Below are 8,860 nucleotides of genomic sequence, written 5' to 3'. Positions count from 1 at the left end.
TACGAAACCCTGCAATTCAAAGCGAATGAAACCGCATCTTCAGCACATAAAATCAATGCAGTAAGAGTTGATCAGGCCGGACTATGTAAGATTAATTGCCCGATCTTCGTTGCTTAGCTCTTCCACCAGCGGCGAGGAAAGTCCCCTTAAGGGCGGTAATCCTGGACGAACATACTCGGGAGGCAGCAACTTTTCTTGTCTTCCTCCAAACCAGACCTTGCGCACGGGTAGGTCGTCACCAGGATAGTCGATAAGGTCAGGCCAGTCGCGATGAGGGCGCTGGACACGAGAACGTTCATAGTCAGTGTGCCACCACCGATTTAGCACCGTAAAACTACGTTTCGGTAGTCCTGTAGATTTCTTCTCATTCAGAGGAAGATCAAAGAAGCGCGCGTAGGCCCACTCAGCATAATCGAGAGTTGCTGGGGTGACTTTCAATCTTCGTCCTGATGGCTCCGCTGTGGAGATTTCTCCTAGCCATATTTCCCTATCACGCGAGACGTATTTCAGTTTATGATGGGTTTCCCGCAGTCTGGTTCTAACGTCTTGGCCGATCCCAATATACTGTAGACTTTTATTTCTCTGATGTTTTCTTTTCCCCATGCACAGATATAAAGCTGCGCCGAAATCGGACGATGCTGCTTGATAAGCCCCCCTGAGATCATAACTTCCAAACCAGTTAATCGAAATCATTAAGTGAGACGTCGCCATGTCTTTCCATTGTGGTTGAGCATTATTTATTGGTAGGAGATTGCGATCGGAACTCCGCTTTGACCGAAATAAGCACAGGATCCGGGGCACCAGCTTCGCCCAGTATTAACTCCAAGACGATCATGCTTGTTACGCAAAAGTGGGCAGTGTTGGCAGTGGGAAAAATGACCAGAATTTCTCACCTCACGAAGAATGCTGAAGGGAATGATCCGAGAGAAGCTGCACTCTCAAGATCATCTTTTAACCACCTAATAGTCATGACTATACTGCCACAGGTTTCTAGTTCCTATCCTCATAATCATCAAATTAGATTGTTCCGGTGGCGGCCGGAATGATGATGTTGAGAAAGATGTCTCCACAGTGTTCGTAACGGTGGCGATGCCGCGCCAGTCCTTCAGTCAGCCGAAGGCATTCACGATGCGTTCTCGCTTCCGGTAAGGACACTTATTGTATCTAGCCGATCTCAGCACTTTGTGGCCCCGAGCACCGCCGAGGACGTCGTTAACGTGGTCAGGCTGCATCCTCACGCGCTGGTTCATATGCATCGACATCACCCACGATATCTTCGAGCGCCGTCTCCTCGTCGTATTCATCCGCGTCCGAAGCCACACCTGGGGCATCCCGTAATGCGGCCTTGCCCATTGCATCTTCGATAAGCTTGAGAAGCTCCTCTTTTCGAGCGCTGTAAAAGACCTCGAAATCGTCCGCACGTAGATGCTCCGGCGAAATCCTATGGCCGATCAAAATTTCGTCGAGCGAGACACCGGCCTCGCTGGTTTCCTTGTCTAACGTCGCAGCATATCTTGAAGGGGCACGCCCGCCAATTTTTCGGTTCGTGCGCCCTGAAATAGTCGTTTTGTTGACCACGCTATTAAGGCGGGACACGGGAACTGAACGAGCTTCACACCAGGCGCGCGGGAATATGTGATGGATGTCAAATTTCTCGGCAAAGAAGTTTGCGTGGCCGATCTGCTCGCCTGTCAAAAAGTCCCGCGCTCCTTTTGTTACTAGCAGCGCTTGTAACCCTTTGTATGCTGCTGAAAGCCGCGACTGCAGGGTGTCTAACCGTTGTTCCCGGAAGCTTGCGGTGTTGATCGTCCGAACTTCACCGGCGTCCCCAGAAAGGCGGCCAAGGAGGTCATCAACGTCCGCCGCCATGCGGGTATCTGTCGAGCTTCCATAGAGTTCTCCAAAGACACCGCACCAGAACCAACGTTCAACTGTTCGAGCCTCTGCGGCAGAGAAAGGATTGTTCTCCCTAAGCGCCATGAGTGCAGCCAAGACGATGACTTGGGATGGGTATGGCACATCTTTGTGCCAGTAAATCCCCCGGCCGTGAAGGAACCGTGCAGCATTTTCGAAGCCCTTTGTAACCTCTTCGGCCCAAGCCTGGTAATCGGCTGCAGGAAGGTTGAGAAGCGCTTCGTTCTTGCATGAAGTCGGTTGCCCATCCCTTTTCCTGGTCGAGACGAGCGAAACTGCACGTAGAAAATCTGTTCTTTCAATGGACCTCAGGAGGTTGATGCGGTGCAGCCGGGCCGATCGCCCATCCCGCACAGCCGTATCTTTCGCATTCTTGTCGCCAAACCAGTCGGCCCGTAGGTTAACCGCGCCCTCCGCCGCAAACATTGCGGTAAGCAGCTCGAAAGCATCCAGAGGCTTTCCGCCAGTGTTCACTTTCTCAAATACCAAACAAACAGCTTCCTTGGTCGTCTCGCTGTCCAGACGGATCATGGGCATCTTGTATGACTTAATCGGTTCGATGACCTGCTTCCGAAAGCTTTGGAATTGCTCGATCTTCGCCTTGTCATACTGCCAGTAAGCCATCCAGCCATTGAAGTAAGCGTCTGGTTCAAAAGCTTCGTTTAATGGAAACATCATAGCCTGGTAGCGGCTCTCCGGGGTGCGCAAGTCGAGATCGATATCTCGACCAATGTTCGACGTCACCACAAGCGAACTGTCGATGATACGAACCGCCTCCTCTGGAAACGGTTCTTCCAAGGCGCGTTCAATATTGACGAAGAAGAATACCTCACGCTTCTTTTTGCTTGAGGTCTGCGTGCGCACAGGCTGGGGCTGCATGAGCGACTGGTAAAGCGAGGTCACTCGCTGTTGGCCATCAAGGAGCAACTCTTCGGGCTCTTGCCCAATGTCCGGAACGCCTTCCACCGGCCGAGGCGCGAATGCAGTAGCCCCTCCTGTCTTCAAAGAAAGAAGGGCTCCGACAGGAAAGCTCCGGATGATAGAGGCCAGGAGGCTTGCTATGCCGTCCTCGCCCCACACCCAACCCCTCTGGAAATCAGGTAACTGGAGTCTGCCTTTCTGAGCATCTTTTAATACTTCGAATAGGGTTGGTTGAATGGACTCAAACATAAGGGCCTACGTGATCTGCTATGAAGATACATTGCTGCAGGGCTAGCAGCCGAAGCAAGCTACTTATCGGTTTACTTGGTTCATTTTGAACCAAAACAGCACCCGCTTCTGCCAAGACATCCCAGATCATTGCCCTTCCCCGGTTGACAGTCTTGGCCTAATGGGAACAAAACAGGAACAGACCTGTTCGTTTCCAACTGCTTCGGAGTTCCTCCCTGTCATGTCTGCCCGGTCCTTCAATCCTGCCATCGCCGCCTTGCGCGCGCAGATCGCGCGGATGGAAGGCGATGGTGGACCGGAGCGTGGTGCGCTGCCCTTCGGTGTGCCGGAGCTGGACCGCCGTCTGCCCGGAGGTGGACTGGCCCTGGGCTGCCTGCACGAAGTGGCGGGTGGCGGCAATAGCGCGGTGGATGGCGCTGCGGCCTCCTGCTTTGCAGCAGGCATTGCCGCGCGTCTTCCCGGACAAGTGCTCTGGTGCGTGACGCAGGCAGACCTGTTTGCACCGGGGCTGGAACAGGCGGGCCTGGGTCCGGATCGGGTGATCTATGTCGAGGCCGGCGATGACGTCTCTGTGCTGGCCTGCATGGAGGAAGGCCTGCGCCATGGCGGACTGGGTGCGGTTGTGGCGGATGTGGCGCGCCTCTCGATGACCGCCTCGCGTCGGCTGCACCTGGCCGCCAAGGGTTCCGGCACCACCGGCATTGCGCTCAGACGCTGGCGCCGGCAGCAGGACGCCTACGACTTCGGCCAGCCGACTGCAGCGATGACCCGCTGGCGTGTCTCTGTGCTGCCCTCCGCTCCCCTGCCCGTTCCCGGTCTCGGCCGAGCCCGCTGGCTTATCGAGCTGATCCGGGCGCGGGCGGGAGAAAGTCTCGATATTGAACTGGAGGCATGCGATGGCACGGGTCATCTCGGTCACCCTGCCGCTCTGGCCGATCGACCGGCTCAGGCGGTCAGCGCCTGAGGGAATACCTGGCTCGGACGCGCGGCCGCTGGTGCTGGCAGCCCGGGTTGGCAACCGCCGGCTGGTGACAGCAGCCTGTGCTGTGGCGCAGGAGCTGGGCCTCACCGTCGGCATGCCGGTGAGCAAGGTTCAGGCGATGGTTCCGGACCTGCAGGTGTTGCCCCATGATCCCCAGGCCGATGCCGCCTCCCTGGAGCGGCTGGCGCTCTGGGTGCTGCAGCGGGTCTCGCCCATTGTGGCGGTCGATCCCCCCGACGGGCTGGTGATCGACTCGACCGGCGCCGATCATCTCCATGGCGGCGAGGAGGCGATGCTGGAGACACTGATCGGCCGGTTGGTGATGTCGGGCGTTACCGCCCGCGCCGCTGTTGCCGACACCTGGGGTGCCGCTCATGCCCTGGCCCGGCATGTTGCAGTGCCGATGCATGTGGCCGAGCCGGGCACGGCCGAAGCGCTGCTAAGCCCCCTGCCCCTCTCGGCCCTGCGGCTGCCGCCCGCGACGCTTGCGAGCCTCCGCACCCTGGGCTTTGTCTGCATCGGCGATCTCCTGCATCAACCCCGCGCGCCCCTGACCCGGCGCTTCGGCCCGGACCTCTGCCGCAGGCTGGATCAGGCCCTGGGCCATGCCTCCGAGCCGATCGAGCCGCTGCGCCTAGCCGAGCTAGTCGAGGTGCGTCGCGCCTTCGCCGAACCCATTGCCGCCGCCGAGACCATTGCCCGCTACATCGGCAAGCTGGTGGTCCAGCTCTGCGCGGCGCTTGAAGAACGCGGCCTTGGGGCCCGCAGGCTCGATCTTCTCTGCTGGCGGGTCGATGCCCATGTCCAGACGGTGCGGGTGGGTCTTGCCCGCCCGCAGCGCGACCCGCAGCGGCTGACCCGGCTCCTTTGCGAGAAGATCGAGACCATCTCGCCGGGATACGGCATCGAGATCCTTTCGCTGACGGCGGTGATGGTGGAGCCGCTGGACGCGCGGCAGATGGCCAGCTCGCTTCTGGAGGCCCCTGCCCCCGATCTTTCCGGTCTCGTCGATGTGCTGGCCAACCGCGTAGGCGCACGCGGCGTCTACCGGATGGCCCCTGTTGCCAGCGACGTGCCGGAACGCTCTGTGACCCGCATTGCGGCCCTCTCCGAGCCGGTCGGCGCCGGCTGGCCCGATCACTGGCCGCGGCCCACCCGCCTGCTGCCCCGGCCAGAGCCGATCGAGACGCTGGCGCTGCTGCCCGATCACCCGCCTGTCTCCATCACCTGGCGGGGCATCCGCCGCAAGGTGGCCCGCGCCGATGGACCCGAGCGGGTCTTCGGCGAATGGTGGAAGCGTGATGCCGAGATGATTGCTGTGCGGGACTACTTCCGCATCGAGGATGAGGCCGGCGAGCGCTACTGGGTGTTTCGCGCCGGCGACGGCGAGCATGCCGAGACCGGCAGCCACCGCTGGTTCCTGCATGGGGTGTTCGGATGAACGGTGTCATCGGATGACGGGGCCGCGCTATGCCGAGCTGCAGGTGACCTCGCCCTTCTCCTTTTTGCGCGGCGCCTCCTCGGCGGAGGAGCTGTTTGCCACGGCCGCGATGATGGGCATCGAGGCCCTGGCGGTCACCGACCGCAACACGCTGGCGGGCATCGTCCGGGCCTGGGAGGCCGCCAAGGCCACGGGCGTGCGGCTGGTGGTGGGCTGCAGGCTCGATTTGGCCTGTGGCATGGCGGTGCTGGTCTATCCCATGGACCGGGCAGGCTATGGCCGTCTCTGCCGCTTGCTGACGCTCGGCAAGTCCCGCACCGGCAAGGGCAAATGTCATCTCGACTGGGCGGATGTGGTGGAGCACGCCGAGGGCCTCATCGCGGTGCTGGTGCCTGACATGGCGGATGACACCTGCGCCCTGCGCCTGCGCCGGCTGCGCGATGTGTTTGGTGACCGCGCCTATCTGGCCCTCACCCTGCGGCGCCGTCCCAATGACCAGCTGCGGCTGCATGAGTTGTCCACCTTGGCTGCGCAGCTGCGGGTGCCGACGGTCATCACCAATGACGTGCTCTATCACGAACCATCCCGCCGCATCCTCCAGGACGTGGTCACGGCCATCCGCCACAATACCACTGTCGAAGCCTTGGGCTTTCGCCGCGAGCGCCACGCCGACCGGTATCTGAAGCCGCCCGCCGAGATGCACCGGCTCTTCGCGCGCTACCCGGAGGCCTTGGCGCGGACGGCGGAGATCGTGGCCCGCTGCCGCTTCTCGCTGGACGAGCTGCGCTACCAGTATCCCGAGGAGCGCGACGATCCGACGCTGACCCCGCAGGAGACGCTGGAGCGGCTGACTTGGGAGGGGGCAGCATCCCGCTATCCCGAGGGGGTCCCCGACGAGGTGAAGGCTTCGCTCAGCCACGAGCTGCGCCTGATCGCCAAGCTCGCCTATGCCCCCTACTTCCTGACGGTCCACAGCATCGTCCGCTTTGCCCGCTCGCAGAACATCCTCTGCCAGGGCCGCGGCTCGGCCGCGAACTCCGCCGTCTGCTATGTGCTGGGCATCACCGCCATTGATCCGGGCCGCAACGATCTCCTCTTCGAGCGGTTCGTGTCCGAGGAACGCCACGAGCCGCCCGATATCGACGTCGACTTCGAGCACGAGCGCCGCGAGGAGGTGATCCAATGGGTCTACGGGACCTACGGGCGCGACCGGGCCGCGCTCTGTGCCACGGTGATCCGCTACCGCGCCAAGGGGGCCCTGCGCGATGTCGGCAAGGCCATGGGCCTGCCCGAGGACCTGATCCAGACCCTCTCCGGCCAGATCTGGGCCTGGTCCGAGGAGGGCGTGAGCGAGGCGCAGATCCGCGAGCTGAACCTCGACCCCTCCGACCGGCGCCTGCGGCTGACGCTGGAGCTGGCCCGCCAGCTCATGGGCTTCCCACGGCACCTGTCGCAGCATCCGGGCGGGTTTGTCCTGACCCAGGATCGTCTGGACGATCTGGTGCCGATTGAGCCTGCCGCGATGGAAGACCGGCAGATCATCGAATGGGACAAGGACGACATCGACGCATTGCGCTTCATGAAGGTCGATGTGCTGGCGCTCGGCATGCTCACCTGCATGGCCAAGGGGCTGGCGCTCATCGAGGCGCACAAGGGAGTCTCCTATGACCTCGCCACCATCCCGCCCGAGGATCCGCGCACCTATGCGATGATCAGGAAGGCCGATACCTTGGGCACCTTCCAGATCGAGAGCCGGGCGCAGATGGCCATGCTGCCGAGGATGAAGCCCCGCACCTACTATGACCTGGTGGTGCAGGTGGCGATCGTCCGTCCCGGACCCATCCAGGGCGACATGGTCCATCCCCATCTGCGAAGGCGGGAGGGCCTCGAGCCGGTGGAGTATCCCACACCTGAACTCGAGAAGGTGCTGGGTAAGACCCTGGGCGTGCCGCTCTTCCAGGAACAGGCCATGCGGGTGGCCATCGAATGCGCGGGCTTCACCCCCGGCGAGGCCGACATGCTCCGGAAGTCCATGGCCACCTTCAAGTTCACCGGCGGGGTCTCGGCCTTCAAGGACAAGCTCGTCTCGGGCATGGTCGCGCGCGGCTACGATCCGGACTTCGCCGAGCGCACCTTCCGCCAGCTTGAGGGCTTTGGCTCCTACGGCTTTCCAGAAAGCCACGCCGCGAGCTTCGCGCTCGTGGCCTATGCCTCGGCCTGGCTGAAGTGCTGGCACCCCGACGCCTTCTGCGCGGCGCTCCTGAACAGCCAGCCGATGGGCTTCTATGCCCCTGCGCAGATCGTGCGCGACGCGCAGGAGCATGGCGTCGAGATCCGGCCCGTCTGCGTCAGCGCCTCCCGCTGGGACTGCACGCTGGAACCAACCGGGCGGCCGAGCGACGAGGGAAGCCGCTTTGCCGTCCGCCTCGGGCTCAGGATGATCAAGGGGCTGGCCAATGCCCATGCCGCCGCCATTGTCGCGGCACGGGCCGATCAGCCCTTTGCCTCAGTGGAGGATCTCTGGCGCCGGGTGCGGGTGCCGCTCACCTGTCTCACCCGCATCGCCGAGGCGGACGGCTTCAGGCCTTCGCTCAGGCTCAGCCGCCGTGAGGCGCTCTGGGCCATCAAGGGGCTCGGGCCGGAGGAACTGCCGCTCTTTGCCGCGGCACGGGAGGCATCGGAGCGGCAGGACGATGCTGTTGCAGATGCAGACGTGCCAAAGGGCCCGAAGGACGAGACAGGAGCAAACGCCGAAGAACCAGCCGTTACACTCCGGCCGATGACTCTGGGCCGGGAGGTTGTCGAGGACTACGGCCATACTGGCCTCAGCCTGCGCCGGCACCCTGTCTCGTTCCTGCGTGAGACGCTGAAAGAGCGGAAATTCATCACCTGCGCCGAGGCCATGGCCAGCCGAGATCGCCGCTGGTGCGCGATAGCAGGCCTGGTGCTGGTCCGCCAGCGGCCAGGGTCAGCCAAGGGTGTGATGTTCATTACGCTCGAGGACGAGACAGGCGTCGCCAATCTTGTGGTCTGGGCAAAGGTCTTCGAGGCGCATAGGCGGATTGTCCTTGGGGCAGGCATGATCGGCGTGCAGGGGCGCATCCAGCGGGAGGGCGAGGTTGTGCATTTCGTGGTCCACAGAATTGTCGATCTCTCGGCGGAGCTGTCACGTGTCGGCCGAAGCGATGCGCCAGGCTTGCTGCCGAGCCATGGTCAGGATGGCGGGCGATCCGCCAGGGCCGGCCCGGGTGGCGACGCACCTGTGCCGCAGGGGCCACGGACCTGCGAGATCTATATCCGCGATCTGGATCTGGAGAGCATCAGGGTGAAAGGGCGGGACTTTCGGTAGGCGA

5 protein-coding genes are annotated in these 8,860 nt (G+C 62.0%); 3 read left to right on the top strand and 2 right to left on the bottom strand.

From position 1 onward, the window contains the following. Positions 1–81 precede the first annotated feature (81 nt). On the bottom strand, positions 82–711 hold the full coding sequence (locus IE224_RS12350; protein ID WP_191310755.1) for a hypothetical protein: 630 nt from the start codon (positions 709–711) through the stop codon (positions 82–84). Positions 712–1,221: 510 nt separating this feature from the next. Continuing rightward, positions 1,222–3,084 (bottom strand): GmrSD restriction endonuclease domain-containing protein, encoded by a 1,863-nt coding sequence (locus IE224_RS12345; protein WP_191310753.1) that lies wholly within the window; start codon positions 3,082–3,084, stop codon positions 1,222–1,224. A 160-nt stretch (positions 3,085–3,244) separates the two neighbouring features. Between IE224_RS12345 and IE224_RS12340 the strand changes: the two genes are divergently transcribed. The 3 genes from IE224_RS12340 to IE224_RS12330 are packed head-to-tail and all read left to right on the top strand — an operon-like array spanning position 3,245 to position 8,856. Further along, positions 3,245–4,048: an ImuA family protein gene (locus IE224_RS12340; RefSeq protein WP_229849362.1), complete on the top strand. Its 804-nt coding sequence runs from the start codon at positions 3,245–3,247 to the stop codon at positions 4,046–4,048. After that, positions 3,981–5,507 (top strand): Y-family DNA polymerase, encoded by a 1,527-nt coding sequence (locus IE224_RS12335; protein WP_191310751.1) that lies wholly within the window; start codon positions 3,981–3,983, stop codon positions 5,505–5,507. The genes IE224_RS12340 and IE224_RS12335 overlap by 68 nt, the downstream gene beginning before the upstream one ends. A gap of 13 nt (positions 5,508–5,520) precedes the next feature. Further along, positions 5,521–8,856 (top strand): error-prone DNA polymerase, encoded by a 3,336-nt coding sequence (locus IE224_RS12330; protein ID WP_191310749.1) that lies wholly within the window; start codon positions 5,521–5,523, stop codon positions 8,854–8,856. The last annotated feature ends 4 nt before the right edge of the window (positions 8,857–8,860 follow it).

The organism is Paracoccus aerius (assembly GCF_014656455.1).
GTDB lineage: Bacteria > Pseudomonadota > Alphaproteobacteria > Rhodobacterales > Rhodobacteraceae > Paracoccus > Paracoccus aerius.
Note: the sequence above shows the minus strand (reverse complement) of the source record. Positions and strands in the feature narration are given on the sequence as shown.

Coding starts and splice junctions, on each gene's coding strand:
- IE224_RS12340 (WP_229849362.1), top strand. CDS start 3,245: ATGGGAACAAAACAGGAACAGACCTGTTCGTTTCCAACTGCTTCGGAG.
- IE224_RS12335 (WP_191310751.1), top strand. CDS start 3,981: ATGGCACGGGTCATCTCGGTCACCCTGCCGCTCTGGCCGATCGACCGG.
- IE224_RS12345 (WP_191310753.1), bottom strand. CDS start 3,084: ATGTTTGAGTCCATTCAACCAACCCTATTCGAAGTATTAAAAGATGCT.
- IE224_RS12350 (WP_191310755.1), bottom strand. CDS start 711: ATGGCGACGTCTCACTTAATGATTTCGATTAACTGGTTTGGAAGTTAT.
- IE224_RS12330 (WP_191310749.1), top strand. CDS start 5,521: ATGACGGGGCCGCGCTATGCCGAGCTGCAGGTGACCTCGCCCTTCTCC.